This is a genomic window from Burkholderia sp. TSV86, from assembly GCF_001522865.1.
In the GTDB taxonomy this organism is placed as follows: domain Bacteria; phylum Pseudomonadota; class Gammaproteobacteria; order Burkholderiales; family Burkholderiaceae; genus Burkholderia.
In genome coordinates, this window is record NZ_LOWB01000103.1 from 50,112 (window position 1) to 67,837 (window position 17,726).

The 17,726-nt window shown below is 66.6% G+C and carries 11 protein-coding genes; 5 read left to right on the plus strand and 6 right to left on the minus strand.

Going from position 1 to position 17,726, the window contains the following annotated elements; translation table 11 throughout:
• Window positions 1–335: 335 nt before the first annotated feature.
• The gene (locus WS68_RS17595) at window positions 336–1,028 is read right to left on the minus strand and encodes a hypothetical protein (protein WP_156429560.1); all 693 of its coding nucleotides are present in this window, start codon (window positions 1,026–1,028) and stop codon (window positions 336–338) included.
• A 419-nt stretch (window positions 1,029–1,447) separates the two neighbouring features.
• The gene (locus WS68_RS17600) at window positions 1,448–2,113 is read right to left on the minus strand and encodes a TetR family transcriptional regulator (protein ID WP_059572009.1); all 666 of its coding nucleotides are present in this window, start codon (window positions 2,111–2,113) and stop codon (window positions 1,448–1,450) included.
• Window positions 2,114–2,262: 149 nt separating this feature from the next.
• Between WS68_RS17600 and WS68_RS17605 the strand changes: the two genes are divergently transcribed.
• The 4 genes from WS68_RS17605 to WS68_RS17620 all read left to right on the plus strand — a co-directional run bounded on the left by WS68_RS17605 (window position 2,263) and on the right by WS68_RS17620 (window position 9,635).
• Window positions 2,263–3,426 (plus strand): MexX/AxyX family multidrug efflux RND transporter periplasmic adaptor subunit, encoded by a 1,164-nt coding sequence (locus WS68_RS17605; RefSeq protein ID WP_059572010.1) that lies wholly within the window; start codon window positions 2,263–2,265, stop codon window positions 3,424–3,426.
• Window positions 3,427–3,450: 24 nt separating this feature from the next.
• Window positions 3,451–6,582, plus strand: coding sequence for a multidrug efflux RND transporter permease subunit (locus WS68_RS17610; RefSeq protein WP_059572011.1), 3,132 nt, complete (start codon window positions 3,451–3,453; stop codon window positions 6,580–6,582).
• Entirely contained in the window at window positions 6,579–8,294 is a 1,716-nt protein-coding gene (locus WS68_RS17615; protein WP_059572012.1) for an efflux transporter outer membrane subunit, read from the plus strand. The genes WS68_RS17610 and WS68_RS17615 overlap by 4 nt, the downstream gene beginning before the upstream one ends.
• A gap of 117 nt (window positions 8,295–8,411) precedes the next feature.
• Window positions 8,412–9,635, plus strand: coding sequence for a hypothetical protein (locus WS68_RS17620; protein WP_156429561.1), 1,224 nt, complete (start codon window positions 8,412–8,414; stop codon window positions 9,633–9,635).
• A 206-nt stretch (window positions 9,636–9,841) separates the two neighbouring features.
• Here WS68_RS17620 and WS68_RS17625 read toward each other — a convergent pair whose 3' ends face one another.
• From WS68_RS17625 to capA, 4 genes are all read right to left on the minus strand, one after another.
• Entirely contained in the window at window positions 9,842–11,605 is a 1,764-nt protein-coding gene (locus tag WS68_RS17625) for an ATP-binding cassette domain-containing protein (RefSeq protein ID WP_059572014.1), read from the minus strand.
• Between the two features lie 97 nt (window positions 11,606–11,702).
• Window positions 11,703–13,436, minus strand: a complete 1,734-nt coding sequence (locus tag WS68_RS17630) for a lasso peptide isopeptide bond-forming cyclase (protein ID WP_082710121.1) — start codon at window positions 13,434–13,436, stop codon at window positions 11,703–11,705.
• Window positions 13,372–14,097, minus strand: coding sequence for a lasso peptide biosynthesis B2 protein (locus tag WS68_RS17635; RefSeq protein ID WP_059572015.1), 726 nt, complete (start codon window positions 14,095–14,097; stop codon window positions 13,372–13,374). The genes WS68_RS17630 and WS68_RS17635 overlap by 65 nt, the downstream gene beginning before the upstream one ends.
• A 73-nt stretch (window positions 14,098–14,170) precedes the next feature.
• Complete coding sequence (capA, locus tag WS68_RS27785; protein ID WP_156429562.1) at window positions 14,171–14,314, minus strand: capistruin family lasso peptide; 144 nt, start codon at window positions 14,312–14,314, stop codon at window positions 14,171–14,173.
• A 968-nt stretch (window positions 14,315–15,282) separates the two neighbouring features.
• Between capA and WS68_RS17645 the strand changes: the two genes are divergently transcribed.
• Window positions 15,283–17,646, plus strand: coding sequence for an OspG family effector kinase (locus WS68_RS17645; protein ID WP_156429563.1), 2,364 nt, complete (start codon window positions 15,283–15,285; stop codon window positions 17,644–17,646).
• The last annotated feature ends 80 nt before the right edge of the window (window positions 17,647–17,726 follow it).

The following is a 17,726-nucleotide window of genomic DNA, read 5'->3' on the forward strand; positions in this document are numbered from 1 at the left end:
TCGCGTCAAGCGAGCCGGCAGTGCAAGGCGTTCAACGTAACGGGGCACGATCTTCGTGATCGTGCCCCATTACGCCCCGTTCGGCCCAGCGACGCGGACCTGGTCCGCTCCGAACGGCGACCCGGTTCCGGACGGTTGAAACCCGCCGGGTGAATCGACGCCGTACTGAGTGACAGTGCGATGCGCGCAATTGTTCCTGACGGCGGGCGATTTTGTCCGGGTGTGGAACCTGGCGCGCATTTGATGCGCCAGGCCGTCCGAAAGGACCGCGCCGGTTGGGGCCGTCGGCCGCCGCCCGGCCGCCTGCCGCTTGCGGGTGAGCCGGATGAACCGGCTCACTGGCTCACCGCCGCCGCTCGCGGAGACCCAGGTTCGCCGCCGCGCGGTGGCGATGCGTCGGCGTCGAGCCTCAGCCGCGCGGCGAAGACCGCGTAGCGCGGATCGGATCGCGCGCGCCATTGAACCGTCTGGATAAATCGCGCGGAGACTGGATCAGGGGGCCGCGCTATACGCCTGAGCCGCCGGATCAAGTTCGTCTCCCGCGGCACGCGCGCCAGGTCCGCTGCCTCGGCAGCTTCAAAGCCGTGTTGCTGGAAGAACAGCGCCTGCTGAAATCCGTCTGCGCGAGGCGGGGGCGGGACGTCGATGCCCGCGATCGCTGCTGCATGGCGCGCGCTCACGCCAAGCCGATGAAGACGCTCGAAATAGGGCCAGCCGGGCTCGTCCGGCAACGCCGACAAGCCCGCCGCGTTGGCGGCAGGCTTCGGCCGGATGCCGGCGCTCAAGAGCCGGTTCAGATAAGTCCCGTCCGATTCTCCCGGCAAACGCCCAAGCTTAGCGGCCGCGCCGCGCAAACGGGCCGGCAGCGCGTCGAGATCGCCCGTTTCGTAATTGCCGATCAACGTGAGTTTCTTGGGGCGGCTGAAATGCCCGCTCGACAACAGTTGCCGCAACTCGGTGCGGTCCGTGATCAGCAGCGCCGCGTTGTTCTCGGCGGCCTGTTTCAACCGGGAGTGAGCGACGCGCATGTTTTTGCGCCCGTCCGGGCCGGCGTGGCCGGCGATTTTCGTCAAGATTTCGGCCGGAAGATCCGTTATCCGTCTGGCGCTCGGGCGGGAAAGCTCCGCGAGGCTCGGCGACGCCGTTGGCTGCGCCGGGCAAGGCGCGGGCGCGCCGCGCGTGATCCCGGCGGCGGGCGGGAGAGCAGACGCTGGCGCAAGTGCAGGCGGGCAGGGTGTGGATGGTTTCATGAGGGCCTCGAATTCGGACGACGCACGATACGCGCGCCGATGCCCGCGGCGGGCCGCCCGTGCGAAAAAGGGCGGGGCCGGTGCGAAATGACGCGGCTCGCTTGGCGGTGCATCGGCTTGGGTCTGTGCTTGGGCTCGGGCCTGAGCCTAAACCTGAGCCCCGGCCCGCGCGCCATCGCGCCGTCGCGCCATCGCCGTCAGTCCGCGCGTGCGTGCCGAGGCGGCGCATCGGCGTCGCGCAGCCGCAGCGCGGCGGACGTGCGCAACGTATCGATGCCCGCGTCCAGCATCGCGTCGGCGTCGCGCCAGCGATCGCCGCGCAGACGGGTGGTCCAGATCATCGAGCCGAAGATGCCTTCGAGCAGCGACAGGAAATACACGCCGGCCAGATGGATATCGAGCGCGGCATTGAGTTCGCCCGACGTCACCGCGCGCCGCAACAGGGCCTTGGCGATCCTGAGCGTCTGCAGTTCGTACAGCGCGCGCCGGCGCAGCACCGGCGCGTTTTCGTCGCTTTGCTCGCACTTCAGGTAGAGGATTTCGAGCACGCGCTGCATCGAGCCGGGCTCGCCGCACTGATGCAGATAGTGCGATGCGGCCAGGCGCAGCGTGTGCAGCGCGGGCCGCTCGTCGGACAATTCGAAGCCCGCGACCGCGCGCGAGAACGCCCGGTCGCACATCGCGACGCACACCTCGATCTTGTTCTTGAAATGCCCATATATCGCACCGCGCGACATGCCGGCCGCTTCCGCGAAATCGGCCATCGCGGTTTGCCCGATCCCTTTTTCAAGCAGCACGAGTTCGGCGGCGTCGAGAATCCGATGCTTCGTGTTCAGTGATTCTTCACGCGTTTTGCGGGCCATGTGGGTCGATTCTCCCTTGCTTTCGAATGGTTGTCGCTTTCTTGCGACATGCTGTCAATCAGGAGTATTTAATCAATCGTGACTGATTATAATCGATCGCCCTGACCGGCTCCCATTCGCGCGGGGTCGAATGAATCATGAGGAAAACAATGACAGACCGACGGGCGCGCACGCGCCGAATCTGGCTGGCGTTCGCCGTCGCGGCGCTGGCCGCCGGCTGCGGCAAACACGATGACGGCGACGCGGCCGCGCCGCGCGATGCGGCCGTGGTGACGGTTGCCAAGACGCCGGTGCCGCTGACGGTCGAACTACCGGGCCGGCTCGACGCGTACCGGCAGGCCGAAGTGCGGGCGCGGGTCGCGGGCATCGTCACGGCGCGAACCTATGAAGAGGGGCAGGAGGTCAAGCGCGGCGCCGTGCTGTTCAGGATCGATCCCGCGCCGTTCAAGGCGGCGCGCGATGCGGCGGCCGGCGCGCTCGAGAAGGCGCAGGCCGCATATCTCGCCGCGCAGGACAAGCGCCGCCGCTACGACGATCTGGTGCGCGACCGGGCGGTCAGCGAGCGCGACCATACCGAGGCGCTAGCCGACGAGCGTCAGGCGCGCGCCGCCGTCGCGTCCGCGCGTGCCGAGCTGGCGCGCGCGCAGTTGCAGCTCGGCTACGCGAGCGTCACCGCGCCGATCGACGGCCGCGCGCGCCGCGCGCTCGTCACGGAGGGCGCGCTCGTCGGCCAGGATCAGGCCACGCCGCTCACGACCGTCGAGCAGCTCGATCCGATTTACGTGAACTTCTCGCAGCCGGCCGCCGAGGTCGAGGCGCTGCGGCGCGCGGTGAAAAGCGGCCGCGCGGCGGGCATCGCGCAGCAGGACGTCGAGGTGACGCTGATACGCCCGGATGGCAGCGTGTACGAGCGCAAGGGCAAATTGCTGTTCGCGGATCTCGCGGTCGATCCGTCCACCGACACGGTCGCGATGCGCGCGCTTTTTCCGAACCCCGAGCGTGAATTGCTGCCGGGCGCGTATGTGCGCATCGCGCTCGATCGCGCGATCGAGCGCGATGCGGTGCTCGTGCCGCGCGACGCGCTGCTGCGCACGGCCGACGGCGCGAGCGTCAAGGTCGTCGACGCGAACGGCAAGGTGCGCGACGTGGCGGTCGACGCGTCGCGAATGAAGGGCGGTGACTGGATCGTCACGCGCGGGCTGGCCGGCGGCGAGCGCGTCGTCGTGAGCGACGCCGCGCAATTCGACGCGGGCGCGAGCGTGAAGGCGCTCGAGCGCGCCGCCGCCGCGCGGCCGGCTTCGGCGCCGCGCTAAATCTGACAAGCATCGTTTTCGATCATGGCTCGATTCTTTATCGATCGCCCGATATTCGCGTGGGTGATCTCGCTATTCATCATGATGGGCGGCATCTTCGCGATCCGCGCGCTGCCCGTGGCCCAGTATCCGGACATCGCGCCGCCCGTGGTCAGCATTTATGCGACCTATCCGGGCGCGTCCGCGCAGGTCGTCGAGGAATCGGTCACGGCGGTGATCGAGCGCGAGATGAACGGCGTGCCCGGCCTGCTGTACACGTCGGCGACGAGCAGCGTCGGCCAGGCGGCGCTGTATCTGACGTTTCGCCAGGGCGTGAGCGCCGATCTGGCGGCCGTCGATGTCGAGAACCGTCTGAAGACCGTCGAATCGCGGCTGCCCGAGCCGGTGCGGCGCGACGGCATTTCGATCGAGAAGGCCGCCGACAACACGCAGATCGTCGTGTCGCTGACCTCGGAGGACGGGCGGCTGTCGGCCGTGCAGCTCGGCGAGTACGCATCGGCGAACGTGGTGCAGGCGTTGCGCCGTGTCGACGGCGTCGGCAAGGTGCAGTTCTGGGGCGCCGAATATGCGATGCGGATCTGGCCCGATCCGCTCAAGATGGCCGCGCTCAATCTGACGGCTTCCGACATCGCGTCGGCGGTGCGCGCGCACAATGCGCGCGTGACGATCGGCGACATTGGCCGCAGCGCGGTGCCGGATAGCGCGCCGATCGCGGCGACCGTGCTCGCCGACGCGCCGCTGGCCACTCCCGAGGCGTTCGGCGCGATCGCGCTGCGCGCCCGCGCCGACGGCTCGGCGCTGTATCTGCGCGATGTCGCGAAAGTCGAATTCGGCGGCAGCGACTACAACTATCCGTCGTTCGTCAACGGCAAGACGGCGGTCGGCATGGGCATCAAGCTGGCGCCGGGCTCGAACGCGGTGGCCACCGAAAAGCGCGTGCGCGCGACGATGGACGAACTGTCGAAGTACTTCCCGGCGGGCGTCAAGTACCAGATTCCGTACGAGACGTCGTCGTTCGTGCGCGTGTCGATGAGCAAGGTCGTGACGACGCTGATCGAGGCGGGCGTGCTGGTGTTCGCCGTGATGTTCCTGTTCATGCAGAACCTGCGCGCGACGCTGATTCCGACGCTCGTCGTGCCCGTCGCGCTGCTCGGCACGTTCGGCGTGATGCTCGCCGCGGGTTTTTCGATCAACGTGCTGACGATGTTCGGGATGGTGCTCGCGATCGGCATCCTGGTCGACGACGCGATCGTCGTCGTCGAGAACGTCGAGCGGCTGATGGTCGAGGAGAAGCTGCCGCCCTACCAGGCGACCGTGAAGGCGATGAAGCAGATCAGCGGCGCGATCATCGGCATTACCGTGGTGCTGACGTCGGTGTTCGTGCCGATGGCGTTCTTCGGCGGCGCGGTCGGCAACATCTATCGGCAGTTCGCGCTGGCGCTCGCGGTGTCGATCGGTTTCTCGGCGTTTCTCGCGTTGTCGCTGACGCCCGCGTTGTGCGCGACGCTGCTCGCGCCGGTTGCCGCCGACCATCACGACAAGCGCGGCTTCTTCGGCTGGTTCAACCGCTTCGTCGCGCGCGCGACGAACCGTTATACGCAGCGCGTGGGCGCCGTGCTGAAGCGGCCGCTGCGCTGGCTTGCCGTGTACGGCGCGCTGACGGCGGCCGCGGCGCTGTTGCTCACGCACCTGCCGAGCGCGTTCCTGCCGGACGAGGACCAGGGCAACTTCATGGTGATGGTGGTTCATCCGCAAGGCACGCCGCTGGCGGAAACGATGAAGAGCGTGCAGCGCGTCGAGCAATACGTGCGCCGCGAGGAGCCGAGCGCGTACACGTTCGCGCTCGGCGGCTTCAATCTGTACGGCGAAGGGCCGAACGGCGGGATGATCTTCGTCACGCTGAAGGACTGGAAGCTGCGCAAGCGCGCGCACGACCAAGTGCAGGCGATCGTCGAGCGGATCAACGCGCGCTTTGCGGGCACGCCGAATACGACCGTCTTCGCGATGAATTCGCCCGCGCTGCCCGACCTGGGCTCGACGAGCGGCTTCGACTTGCGTTTGCAGGATCGCGGCGGACTCGGCCACGAAGCGCTCGTCGCCGCGCGCGAGAAACTGCTCGCCGAGGGGCGCAAGGACGCCGCGTTGACCGACCTGATGTTCGCCGGCACGCAGGATGCGCCGCAACTGAAGCTCGATATCGATCGCGCGAAGGCGTCGGCGCTCGGCGTGTCGATGGACGAAATCAACACGACGCTGGCGGTGATGTTCGGCTCCGACTACATCGGCGATTTCATGCACGGCGCGCAGGTGCGGCGCGTGGTGGTGCAGGCGAACGGGCAGCACCGGCTCGATCCCGACGACGTGACGAAGCTGCGCGTGCGCAACGCGAAGGGCGAGATGGTGCCGCTTTCCGCGTTCGCCAAGCTGCGCTGGACGCTGGGGCCGCCGCAGTTGACCCGCTACAACGGTTTCCCGTCGTTTACGATCAACGGCTCGGCCGCCGAGGGGCGCAGCAGCGGCGACGCGATGGCGGCGATCGAGCGGATCGCGGCGAAGCTGCCTGCCGGCATCGGCCACGCGTGGTCCGGGCAGTCTTACGAGGAGCGGCTGTCGGGCGCGCAGGCGCCGATGCTGTTCGCGTTGTCGGTGCTCGTCGTGTTCCTCGCGCTCGCGGCGCTCTATGAGAGCTGGTCGATTCCGTTCGCAGTGATGCTCGTCGTGCCGCTCGGCGTGATCGGCGCCGTGACGGGCGTCGTGCTGCGCGGGATGCCCAACGATATTTATTTCAAGGTGGGACTGATCGCGACGATCGGGTTGTCGGCGAAGAACGCGATCCTGATCGTCGAGGTCGCGAAGGATCTGGTCGCGCAGGGCTCGCCGCTCGTCGAAGCGGCGCTCGAAGCGGCGCGGCTGCGGCTGCGGCCGATCGTGATGACGTCGCTCGCGTTCGGCGTGGGCGTGCTGCCGCTCGCATTCGCGTCCGGCGCGGCGTCGGGCGCGCAGGTGGCGATCGGCACCGGCGTGCTTGGCGGCGTGATCAGCGCGACGCTGCTGGCGATCTTTCTTGTCCCGCTCTTTTTCGTCTGCGTCGGCCGTGCGTTCGACGTCCGCCCGCGCCGCCGAGGCGATGCGCAGGCTTGGGAGACTCAGTCATGATCAAACGCGCATCGGGCCGCGAGCGCGGCCTGACGATGCCGCCGGCGCGCGGCGCATGGCCGGCCGCGCTCGCGGCCGCGCTGCTGGCGGGCTGCTCGCTCGCGCCGCGCTACGAGCGGCCGGCGGCGCCGGTGCCGGCGAGTTATCCGGCGTATCCGGCGTATCCGGCGCAACAGGCGCAACAGGCGCAACAGGCGCAACAGGCGCACGCGCCGGATGCGGCCAGCGGCGCGGGCGCCGCGCGGCCGCCGGCCGCGCACGGCGGCCAAGCGCCGGATGCCTCGCCGGTATCCGCCGGAGCGCACCCGTCTGACGCGCGGCCCGCATCCGAGGGGCCGCACGCATTCGCCGCGCGACAAACGCGCGATGCCGCGCAACCGCCGCACGAGCGCCAGGCGGCCGCGGTTCGGCTTGCGATGGCTGCCGGGCATGCACCGGATGCGCGGCTTGACGACTGGCGCGCGTATTTCACCGATCCGTCGCTGCGCGCGCGGATCGACGCCGCGCTCAAGAACAATCGCGACCTGCGGATCGCGACGCTGCGTATCCAGGAGGCGCGCGGCATGTACGGCGTCGTGCGTGCGGACCGGCTGCCGTCGATCGACGGCAATCTTGGCTATGAGCGTGCCCGCCAGTACGACCCGGTGCTGCGCGAAAGCGCGACGAGCGGGCTGTATCGCGCGGGCGTGGGAGTGAGCGCGTTCGAGATCGATCTGTTCGGCCGCGTGAAAAACCTGTCCGACGCGGCGCTTGCCGAGTATTTCGCGACTACCGAGGCGCGGCGTGCCGTGCTCATCAGCCTGATCGCGGAGGTGGCGTCCGCTTATGTGACGGAGCGCGCGCTCGTCGAGCAACTCGCGCTTGCCGAGCGCACGTTCGCCGCGCGCGAATTGGCTCGCGCGCTGACGCAGCGGCGCTATGACAGCGGCACGAGCACGGCCATCGAGCTGCGCACGGCGCAAATGCTCGTGGCGTCGGCCAGTGCGTCGCGCGCGGCGCTCGCGCGCGAGCATGCGCAGGCGGTGCACGCGTTGCAACTGCTGGCGGGCGATTTCGAGACGCCAAGCTCAGCCGATGCGCGCCCGCTCGACGAGTGGATGGTCGCGCCGATCGCGCCGGGGCTGTCGTCGGATCTGATCGAGCAGCGGCCCGACATCCGGCAGGCCGAGCAGCGGCTGATCGCGGCGAACGCGAATATCGGCGCGGCGCGCGCGGCATTTTTTCCGCGTATCGCGCTGACGACCGAAATCGGTTCGATCAGCGATACGTTCGCGGGCTTGTTCTCGGCCGGCGCGGGCGTTTGGACGTTCGCGCCGAAGCTGACGCTGCCGATCTTCGCGGGCGGGCGCAACCGCGCGAACCTCGACGTGGCCGACGCGCGCGCGCATATCGCAGTGGCGGAATACGAAAAGGCGATCCAGATCGCGTTTCGCGAAGTCGCCGATACGCTTGCGGCGCGCGATCAGATAGACGCGCAGCTCGATGCGCAGCGAGCCGTCTACGATGCGGACGCCGAGCGGCTGAGGCTTGCGCAGCGGCGCTATCAGCACGGCGTCGCGAATTATCTGGAGTTGCTCGACGCGCAGCGCAGCACGTTCGAGTCGGGCCAGGAACTGATTCGTCTGAAGCAATTGCGCTTGACCAATGCGATCGCACTGTATCGCGCGCTCGGCGGCGGCTGGTCGCGCTCGGCGAGGGACGGCGCGGCATAGGCGCGGGCCGCGCGCGCCACGGCGACGACGCGAAATTGCCAAATCCGGTAAGGTATCGGGTTGCGCCGTTGAGATGGCATGGCGCAACGCACATCAACAGACGGAAAGGGCAATGCAGTGAGGATTCGAATCGGACGATGGGCGGCGGCCATCGCGCTGGGCGCGCCGCTTGGCTTGGCGCTCGCGCAGTCTACGCAGCCGGTTGACGCGGCGCGGGCGGCTGAGTTGGCTGCGGCATCCGCCGCGGCGCAGATGCCGCGGCCCGCTCAGGCGTTTGGCTCAGCGCAGGCACCGGGGAGCATTCCGGCATCCGCGGCGGCTCAATTGCCCGAGCCCGCTCAGGCGCCGCAGCCGGCCCAACCGCCGGAGGAGCCTGCCCACGCGAGCGCCACACGCGGCACGCTCGCCGCGTCGTGGATGCTGCGCAGCACTGCGCCTGCCCAGCCGACGCCGCCCGCCGACGCGTCGGCGGGCATTCCGGTCGGCCCGTCGATGCAGACGGTCGATCTCGGCGGCACGTCGCTGCCGGTATTCACGTATCGGCCCGCGCGATGCGCGCCGTCGGTACTGTTGTTGGTCTTTCACGGGATGAGCCGCAACGGCGCCGAGTATCGCGATGCCGCGACGCCGCTGGCCGAGCGTATCTGCGCGATTACCGTCGCGCCGCAATTCGACGAGTCGCGCTTTCCGGACGCGCTCTATCAGCATGGCGGCGTGACGCCCGCGCCCGCCTTCGGTTCGCTGCCCGCCGCGCCGCTGCCTGGCGGCGCGCGTCCGATCGATCTGGTGCCGCGGCTCGCCGGCTGGGCGCAGCGCGCCGCCGGCGCGCCGGCGTTGCAGGTGGTGCTGCTCGGCCATTCGGCGGGCGCGCAATTTCTCGACCGCGTCGCCGCGTACTCGCAGCCGGGCGCGGCGCGGATCGTGCTCGCCAATCCGGGTACGTGGGTGATGCCGAATTCGACTGCCACCGCGCCTTACGGTTTCGGCGGCCTCGGCTCGGCGCGCCGTCAAGAGGCGGCGCTGCGTGCGTATTTGGCGCAGCCCGTCACGGTGCTGCTCGGCATGGACGACGTGAAAGGCAACCGGCTCGCGCACGGCGCCGAAGCCGACGCACAGGGCCCGACCCGCCTTGCGCGCGGGCTGCACGCGTTCCAGACGGCGCAGGCGGCGGCGCGCAGCCGTGGCTGGACGTTCGGCTGGCGGCTGCTCGAAGTGCGCGGCGTCGGCCACGACGTCGCGCGGATGTTCGCGTCCGACGAAGCGGTGCGCGCGGTCCAGAGCGCGCATCATCCGCTCGTGTGCGGCGATGGCCGGGCGGTGCCGGCCGGTTCGGCCTGCTGACGGCGCGCGCGGCGCAAGCCGCCGCCGCGCGCTTGGGCGCGAACGGCCCGCGATCCCGTTCAATCAAGCGGTTCGCGCTCACACAGATGCCGGGCGGCGTGCCGTATTGAAACGCCAGGCTCGGCGCGCCGGATATCGAGTCGTTCAGCGTAACGGCGGCGATTCGGTCGTTCATCCACTGAACGTGGCGCGCGCACGTTCGCGCGTCACGCCTTTGCGTCGGCGTGCTCGGGCTGGCGGCGCCAGAACGCCCGATATTCGTCGCACGTGTCGGCAAGGCGCCGGTGCGGGCCCGCCGCGACGAGCCGCCCGCCGGCCAGGAACAGCACCTGGTCGGCCGCCTCGACGTTCGCGATCCGGTGGGTGATCAGCACGAGCGTGGTCCGCTTGCCGAGGCGCTCGCGCAGCATCGCGATGCCGAGCGTGTCGCTGTGCGGGTCGAGCCCCGATGTCGTTTCGTCGAGGACGATGGCGGGAACATCGACGCCCATCAGCCTGACGAGTTCGACCTTCTGCACCTGGCCGCCGGACAGGCGCGCGCCGCCTTCGCCGACGTCGCCGTCGAGATCGATGCGCTGGCCGTCGTCGTGGAACGTGAGGCGTTCGAGCAGCCGGATCGCGTCGTCGTCGGCGAGCGTCGACGGATGGTAGCGGACGTTTTCCCGCAACGAGCGGTTCAGCAGCGCGACGTTCTGCGGTACGTACAGCGCGAAGCGGTGGCGCGCACCGTCGTCGATGCCGTACAGGTCGACGCCGCTGTACGCGACCACGCCCGCGTCGGGCGGCAGCAGCCCCGCGACGATCTTCGCGAGCGTGGACTTGCCCGAGCCGTTGTGCCCGACGATCGCCGTGTAGCTGCCCGCCGGCAAATCGAACGACATCGGCTCGATCGCGAAGCGCCCGGCCCGGGCAAGCGCGAGCCGGCGCACCGCGATGTGCGCGGCCGAGCTGCCCGGGCGCGGCGCCGCGACCGCGCCGCTGTCGCCGCGGTTCTCGCGCGGCGCGATCGCGAGCGCCTCGCGCACGTTCGCGAGCGCCGCGCCCGCCTGGCGCAGCACGAAACCGTACGCGCCGAGCGGCAGCGCGAATTGCAGCACATACGTTTGCAGCAGCATGAAATCGCCGAGCGTGATCCGGTGAGCGGCGATGTCGCGCACGCACAGCACGAACATCGCGGCCATGCCGAGTGCGATGATGCCGTACTGATAGGCGGCCGCGCGCGTGAGCAGCCACGATCGGCGCCAGTCGACGTCGAGCCGGGCGATGGCGCGCGCCGCGACGTAGTCGATCTCCTGTGGCACCGCGCCGTTGTAGACGACGCGCGGCGCGTTCGCGAGCACGTCGCCGAGCGCCGCCGACAGCGCGCCCGCGGCCTCGTTCGTCGCGGCCGCGCTGGTTTCGTACCGCTCGGCCGACAGGTGAGAAAACACAAAGTAGGCGGCCAGCACCGCAAACAGGATCGCCGCGTATCGAAGCGGCACGAGCAGCGCGATCAGCACGAGCGCGACGACGATCTGGAGCGCCACCGGCGTGATTTTCCACAGCACGCCTTCGATGATCACCTGCAGGCTGTACGGCAGACGCTCGAGCAGGCCCTGCACGTAGCCGCTGTCGCTCGACGCGCGGCCGGCAAGCGCCGGCAGCTGCGCATGCAGCGCGCGGCGCAGCAGCATATTCGATGTGGCATGCACGATTCTGCCCGTGTACGCGAGCAGCGCGATCGACGAGATCGCGGACGCGGACCAGAGCACGGCGAACAGCACGATGTAGACGGAAGCCTTCGTCGCGTCGAACTGCGCGCGCGACATCTCGTCGACGGCGAGCTTCAACGTAACCGGGCCGAGCAGCATGAAGGCCGACGTCAGCGCCTCAATCAGCACACCGGCGACGATTAGCTTTCGCGCGCGCGTTTCGTAGTCGACCATCAGGCGGACGACGTCCGCCAACGAGCGTAGTGCGGCAAGCTTCATGACGATTCGCGGTCGGGCCGGCAAGCCGGCGGTTCGAATGACGGCGGCGCTGGATGCGGCCGCGTGCGCGCCGCCGGGCATGCGGCGAAACGGTGCGTCAGCATATCGCAGCGCGCCGGTTCGCGATGAAATTCTGCCAGGACGCGCAGAATACCTCCACGCATCCGACGAGCGCGACGCTGATCGCGGCCGCGTTCTGTCCGACGCGCGCGGCCTTGAACGCGCGCTCGAGTTCCGCTTCGTCGAGCCTGCCGCTGCGCATCAGCACGCCGTCGCGAATCAGCTCGCGCAATGCGCCGTCATGCGACACGATGCCCTTCACGAAGCTGATGCCGAACGATCCCTTGGTTCTGCGCCACAGCACGTCGACGGGAGTGTGGGCCGAGGCGATCTCGCGCAGCACGATCCGGTCGTTGCGGTGATCGAAGCTGTCGTAGCTGCGCAGCCCGAACGCGGCCTCGACGACCGGTTGCGCGAGATACGGATTGAGCCGTCTCGTGTACGCGGCGTCGGTGACGGGCGTCATGATCGACACGAACCGATCGAGCATCGAGATCGACTCGTCGAGCGTCTGCCGCGGCGCGCGCGCACGTGACCGTCCGGCCGGCGCGCGCGGCGCGAACAGCGTGGACATCGATTGCCGCGGCGCCGGCGCGTGCTGCGCGAACAACTGCCGCCTCAGCGCGATCTTCGCGGCCATCAGCAGGACGCGCGGAATCGAATCGTTGTGCAGCATCGCGAGCTTTTCTGCCGTGCGCAGCGCGCACGCCCATCCGTTGCCGTGCAGCGCGTCGAGCACCACGCTCGCGTCGGGCACCGCCCGGAACAGCAGATCGCCGCCCTGGCCTTCGAGCAGCACCGCCGACGGACCGATCGCCTTCGACACCGCGCGGTCGATGCCCAAGAACAGCATGTCCTGGCTCAGCGCGGCGGGTGGAGTTTTCACGAGGCGCTCGGAGAACGGCAAATGGCGGTCGATGTCGATGCACACCAGCTCCGCGCCGATCGAATCGGCGACGCGCGCGGCCATGTCCCGCTCGTAGCAGTCCGGCGATGACGTGGAGAACAGGTGGACGGCGGCGAGCGGTGCGCCCGCGCCGAGCGCCTTGCGCAGAAGGATCGCGCCCGCGGACGAATCGACGCCGCCCGACAGTGCGGCGCACACGCTCGGATGGCTGCGCGCGAGGCTCGAATAGACGTCGTCGAGCGCCGTCGCGCACGACGCGCGAATGTCGTCCGTGGCTGGCGCGCGTGGCAGCCACGCGCGCTCGATCGTGCATCGTCCGTCGGCGTCGACGGCGAGCGCGCATCCGGGCGGCACCACGCGGACCGACGCGAATGGCGTTTCGTCGAGCGCACCGAACTGCGTGCACGCGAATTCGATCAGGTAATCGAGGTTCCAGTCGATCGGCGCGCCGTCGAGCAGATTCGCCGCTTGCGGATCGACGTCGACGCGCCCGGGTCCTTGCGTGCGGTAATAGAGCCGGACCGAATGCAGTGGATCGGGCAGGAACACGCGCCGGCCGGTTGCCGCTTCGTCGAGCACAAGCAGGTACGCGCCCCACACGGAGCGCGTGACGGCGTCGCGCGCTTCAGACAGCGTGCGCGCGTGCGCGAGCGCCTGCTCGAGGCTCGAGCGCGCGCCGCGCAGGTAGGCGTGGGCGCGGCCGCCGGCTTCGAGCAGTGTCACGCCGATCGGCCGATCGGGACCGGCCGAGGAGGACAGCACGCAGCGGTAACCGTGCGCGTTCGTCCATGTACGGCCGTCAAGCCGCCAGCCCGACCGGGGCGGCGCGTTCGTCGTGTCGAGGCGTTCGATAGATTTCGCCATAGCTTTTTTTCAGATCCGGTTCGTCACCGTATACGCGCCCGTCGACCTCGACCCATGCATGGGCGACAAACGGCATCGGCCTCACGCCGATCACCAGTTGAGCGGGCACGCGCTCGCGCCTCAGGTGTGTGGCGAGCGCGAACGACATTTGCAGGCACGTGATGCGAAAGGGCGACCAAATCGACGCGCGAAGATAGCGCTCGACCGTGCGCGACGGGCCGTCGCCGGCGTGCGCGCGTTGCCCGGCGCCCGCGGCGGACCTGTCCAGCCGATCGAGTGCCGAGAGCGCGCGAAAGCCGCGAATTTTCAGCGACGCCGCGCTGCGCACGATGCGCCAGAATGGCAGCCACTCGAAGCCGCCCGTGCGCCGCTCGCCGAGCGTGCGGCTTGCCCAGACGCCCGAATCGAACGCGTCGAATCCCCATCCGCGGTAGTCGGCGACGCGGCCCGGCACGCATGCCTGCGCGTGGGCGATGACGATCCGGTCCGAGATCAGCGGCTGCAGCGTATGCGGCGCGTCGATCGGCCTGCCATCCAGATAATGATCGGCAAACGTCTTCGCGCATGAGTCGTCATAAAGAAAATAACGCGACCGTTGCATATCGAGCGCGACGATCGCCTGATCGAATACTGCAATATGGCAATGGCTGGCTGGCGTCATGGCTATTTTCATGGTGGGGCAAAATGCCCCACCCGTTTCATGAAGCGTTATTTAATCAGATGCAATGCGGGATTTAATTAAACCCGAAGCGCGAAATGACGCGCGCATCCGGAGTTTGGAAACCCGGAGTGCCGTGAGTCGAGGAAACCGCGTCCAGGCTGACGCCGTTGGAGCCTTGGATCGTCGAACGAAGCAGCTTCGCCAAGAATCGAACCATTTTAATCTCCTAAAAAATATCAAGTGAGTCATCAGCCTTTCAAAATAGTAAGGCATCTGACATTGGGTTTATAGCATCGCCTTCAATGAAATTCAATCGAAATATTATTTATTATTTTTTGATGATTTAATATCGTGTTTGCTTGGAATTTATCCTGAATAAACGATTTATTTGGATTGGGAAATCGAAATTGAGATTTGTCGACTTAATCCGCGATTTTGGAGGTGGAATTAATTCCGCAATTTCCGCGCCGCCCGTGCCGCATTCGGCGGATCTCGGGTTCGCGATCGCGGCGACCGGCGCATCATGCGCCGCGAGCGGCGATCGCACGGCGGCCGCAACCGGGGATGCGTGCAGCGCGCCGCTGTCGAGACGATGGCGTCGGCCGAGTCGTTGCGCCCTGATCCCGGCCTTTTCGCCATCGCGGCTGCCTTACCGATTGGACACGCGTATGGTGCGCATACCGCACTCAACGGACACTCAGAACATGAGCCGAACCCAATCTTCATGCGCCGGCGCTTGCGTTGCCGGCGCTCGCGCGCATCGTGCCGCGCGCCGCAGCGCTCGCGCGGCGCGCACGTGGGATTCGGCGCCACGCATGCTCACGTCTTGCTGAGCGGTTTAGCTTATTCGCCGCTCGGATTGCGGATCTTCCCGCCGAGCCCCGCCGGAAATCGCCGGCCGGCTGCTCCGCAGGGCCGCGAGCGTGCCGGCACAGCCGGCCCGATAGCGTTGCGGGATAGCCAATGCGCGCTTCATATTGCGCGATGGCGCGCGCGGCGTGCAGGCACGCCACGGCGGCAATGACGGATATTCCCGTGCACATCACGCGTTGCGAATGGAAGTCGCGCGGGTGACGCCGTGCCATGCGTGCGCGGCCGGAGCGACCATGTGGCGGGCCGGCAATTCAACTGGATGAGTAAAAACGTTTTGTCCGATTTTGATATTTTTGAGAAGTGAATGCCGCCATGGGAAAGAATTTGAATTTATTGGCGCTGGAGCAGGCTCGGCGCGCCGGTGGAAACCATGAGGACCGGGTAGCCAAGCAACGCATGGCGGCGAACCCCCTGCAAGCGTCCCCGAGTATGGTGCAAGCCCCGGCGGTTCACGATGATTTGCTGCAACTGACAGGTCATGGCAGGCAACGGCTTTTTCCCAAGCCGGAGTTTTCATTCCGGCCGACCAAGGTCACCACCCATCCGCTTGCGGTTGGATTGAATGCGTTTTTATTTTTATCGCAAATGCGCATTGAAGGCGTCGATGCCGATGAGACTCTCGGCAGGGGCGAAAACCGTGCCGGGCATGGCGGCTCATATACGTTGAATAGCAAGGCCGGCAGAGCCCGCGGCGATAGGGCGCCGGACCGGGGGCTGATGTTTCCGGCGCACGCGTTGCCAAAGAAAATCACGCTGCGCGCCGCCGACGTGGAGGGCAACCCTATCAACCCGGTCCGGCAGACGAGGAAAGTCACGCAAACGGCCGAGCCACGGCTTGAGCATTACATCGATAAGCCGTTGCATATTCCGGACATCATTCCCAGCCGGCGCGATGTTGCCGAGGACATTCTCAAAAAGCATAACCAGGACCCGGAGGCGGCAGGTTCTCGAAAAATCGCCAATTTCATTCCCGAGGAATGGGTGGCCCAGGGGATTTGCAGGGACGGCCGCTCGCATTGCACTTACAGCAAAAAGTATGTCGATTTATATCTCGAGGAATATGGGCGGACGGTTTCGCCTTCCGGCGATATCGTCGGGCCGACGCTCACGGAACAATTCGGCCTTCCCGATCTCAACGAGGAGTTCGAGGCGAAATTCCAGGAAGCGATGAGCACCTTGGCCCATACGCTCACGGATATCGTTAATACGGCATTGTCGAACTATGGCGTCGAGCCGGAGTCCGGGCGCGCGCAGGCCTACGAGGTCATCCGGCATGCGCTGAAACCCCGTATGACCTTCCTGTCTCCGCTCAATCACGGATCGCAGGGATATATTCTCGCCACGGAGAAAGGCAACTTCTATATATCGTTTTCCAATAAGGAATTGGCGGTGGAGAAAATCCCGCTTGACGGAAATTTGGACGACGGAGGCGAGGTGTCTCAATGGAATGCGTGGATTTCCGAGCATAAACACCTGTTTTTTTCCGGTGATGTGCGGATAGGCGGCGGCTCCACGTTTCGGGTCCATGCGTTGGAGCGGGCGTCTGCCCCGGAACCGGCCGTGAACGAGGTCGTCAACAAATATCTGCTGGACCATTGGCGCGACATATATGACGAAAAATACGGGGAAACCGAATTAGAAAATAATTCGATTGAAGGCAGAAAACTGCTTCCGTTCGTCGGCGATATTTATGGCTTGGCGGACGCCGTCGTCAAGGAAAATGTCAATGAAGCGGTGTTTCACGTAGTCGGCGGAGTGCTCGACAGTATCGGGCCTCTCAAATCGGTCGGAAAAAAATTATTCAAATTGGCGCCTTCATTGGCCAAGAAAGTCTGGATCACCCATTTCAGGAGAGGGCGGGTTTTTCGCGGGCACGTCGAAAAAATCGACGGCGCCAGACTTGCCAAGGCAGGCGTGCAAGGGGTCAGCCAATTGGTTCGCCAGGGCGGCGGCATGTCGTGGAAGCCCTCGATCCGCAAGCGGGGGAACGTCTATTGCATAGCGCGGGCCAAGCCGCGCGTCAAAAGAGGCGGCGACTGCTTCCGTGTGCTGTCGCGTCCCAGGCGGACGAACCGACACCGCCAGGAGGCAGGGCCAAGCCATGCGGCGGAGCCTGCTTACAGAACTGAATCGAATCTGCTGGGCAGCGGCACGGCCGGCAAAGTCTATCAATTGGACGACGCTCACGTGATCAAGGAATATAAGAGCCGCTTGAGAAAGGATTATTCGAGCGCATTGCAGAAAGCCGAAACCAGCAAGGATGCGTTCAATCGGCTTTATGGCGAGAACGCCGCGTCGGTGATTTTGCAGACCACCGATGATCCTGCCGTCAAAATCGTCGCGCTGAAAATGAAAAAAATTCCCGGTGAATCGCTCGATTCCATTTTGCGGCGCGGCGATCGGGCGCTGGCCGCGCAGATATGGGACGAAGCGAGTAAAAGGGATGTGGTGTCGGAACTGATCGATCAATTGAAATCGCATGGAATCTCTCATGAGGATATCAATCTTGGAAATATCCTGTATGACAGCAATACGAAAAAATTCAATTTGATCGATTTTGATAGCGCGAATCTTCGTCCGCTCGGAACACCGCTGACCGAAGGGGAGACTACGAGTATGCGAAGAAAGCTCAGGTTCGATCTCAACGAGTTTCGGCTGTTGAGCGGCATCGAATGACGCTCGTTTGACCAGCGTTCGCCGGTTTCAAAAACGCGAATGCGGCCGGTGTGCCGGCAGCCGGCATGCCAGGGCCGGCC

Coding starts and splice junctions, on each gene's coding strand:
- WS68_RS17635 (WP_059572015.1), bottom strand. CDS start 14,097: ATGACGCCAGCCAGCCATTGCCATATTGCAGTATTCGATCAGGCGATC.
- WS68_RS17630 (WP_082710121.1), bottom strand. CDS start 13,436: ATGGCGAAATCTATCGAACGCCTCGACACGACGAACGCGCCGCCCCGG.
- WS68_RS17610 (WP_059572011.1), top strand. CDS start 3,451: ATGGCTCGATTCTTTATCGATCGCCCGATATTCGCGTGGGTGATCTCG.
- WS68_RS17605 (WP_059572010.1), top strand. CDS start 2,263: ATGACAGACCGACGGGCGCGCACGCGCCGAATCTGGCTGGCGTTCGCC.
- WS68_RS17645 (WP_156429563.1), top strand. CDS start 15,283: ATGGGAAAGAATTTGAATTTATTGGCGCTGGAGCAGGCTCGGCGCGCC.
- WS68_RS17595 (WP_156429560.1), bottom strand. CDS start 1,028: ATGCGCGTCGCTCACTCCCGGTTGAAACAGGCCGCCGAGAACAACGCG.
- WS68_RS17625 (WP_059572014.1), bottom strand. CDS start 11,605: ATGAAGCTTGCCGCACTACGCTCGTTGGCGGACGTCGTCCGCCTGATG.
- WS68_RS17615 (WP_059572012.1), top strand. CDS start 6,579: ATGATCAAACGCGCATCGGGCCGCGAGCGCGGCCTGACGATGCCGCCG.
- capA (WP_156429562.1), bottom strand. CDS start 14,314: ATGGTTCGATTCTTGGCGAAGCTGCTTCGTTCGACGATCCAAGGCTCC.
- WS68_RS17600 (WP_059572009.1), bottom strand. CDS start 2,113: ATGGCCCGCAAAACGCGTGAAGAATCACTGAACACGAAGCATCGGATT.